The organism is Ideonella azotifigens, from assembly GCF_006519715.1.
Taxonomy (GTDB): domain Bacteria; phylum Pseudomonadota; class Gammaproteobacteria; order Burkholderiales; family Burkholderiaceae_C; genus Ideonella; species Ideonella azotifigens.
Genome location: NZ_VIDT01001138.1, coordinates 1 through 1,143, shown reverse-complemented (window position 1 = coordinate 1,143; position 1,143 = coordinate 1). Strand labels below are relative to the sequence as shown.

The following is a 1,143-nucleotide window of genomic DNA, read 5'->3' as shown; positions in this document are numbered from 1 at the left end:
GACATGGTCGCGCCCCGCGAGCAGCGCGCGAGCGCGCGCCAATCGCAACACCGCAATGCCGGCACGCGGCGACAGCCCGGCGACGAACCACTGGCCCGAGCGGGTCGCGGCGATCAGCGCCTGCAGGTAGTCCAGCAGCGATTCCGAGACGAAGATCTGCTTGACCGCATTCATCGCCTCGATCAACTCATTGGAGGTCATCACCGGCTGCAGTTGCGCGACCGCCTCGCGCCGGTCGCTGCCCGACAGCAGCGCGCGCTCGGCCTGGCGGTCCGGGTAACCCAGCGTGATGCACATCAGGAAGCGGTCCAGCTGGCTCTCGGGCAGAGGGTAGGTGCCCAGCTGCTCGCTGGGGTTTTGCGTCGCAATGACAAAAAACGGCTTGGGCAGCGGCCGGGTCTCGCCTTCGACCGAGACCTGGTGCTCTTCCATCGCTTCGAGCAGCGCGCTCTGGGTCTTCGGGCCGGCGCGGTTGATCTCGTCAGCCAGCAGCACCTGCGTGAAGACCGGACCGGGGTGGAAGACAAAGCCTTCCTTCTGGCGCTCGAAGATGGACACGCCGATCAGGTCGCTGGGCATCAGGTCGGCCGTGAACTGCACCCGCGAGAACTGCAGGCCCAGCGTGACCGCCAGCGTGTGCGCCAGCGTGGTCTTGCCAACGCCTGGCAGGTCTTCGATCAGCAGGTGGCCACCTGCCAGCAGGCAGGCCAGGCTGTCGTCGATCTGGATCGGCTTGCCGACGATGATCGTGCTAATCTGGCTCTTGAGACGAGACAACCGGGACTGCAGTTCAACGCTGTTCATCGGCTCACGATAACGCAGATTCTGCAGCCGCAACGGGCTCGCCGAACCCGTTTCCAAGAGACAACGCACCGGCTCGCCGGACCTTCATGACCACCGGCTACTTCACCCATCCTGACTGCCGCGCCCATGACATGGGCCGTGGCCATCCCGAGTGCCCGCAGCGGCTGGACGCGATCGAGGACCAGTTGCTGGCCTCCGGGCTGGACGTGGCGCTGACCCGCTTCGACGTGCCGCTGGCCGACCGCGCGGACCTGCAGCACGCCCATGCCGAGGCCTACCTCTGCGAGCTGGGCGAGCGCATGCAGCAGGTGGCAGAGAGCGGCCAGCCCTGTGCGGTGG

General features: G+C 66.8%; 1 protein-coding gene and 1 pseudogene. One reads left to right on the top strand and one right to left on the bottom strand.

What is annotated here, in order from left to right:
- The coding region (locus FKP22_RS31165) for an AAA family ATPase (RefSeq protein ID WP_141292033.1) at window positions 1-804 on the bottom strand (804 nt) is incomplete at its 3' end.
- 86 nt (window positions 805-890) lie between these two features.
- On the opposite strand from FKP22_RS31165, the pseudogene FKP22_RS31160 reads away from it, so the two are divergent.
- A pseudogene (locus FKP22_RS31160) lies at window positions 891-1,143 on the top strand (histone deacetylase family protein); the annotation flags it as partial.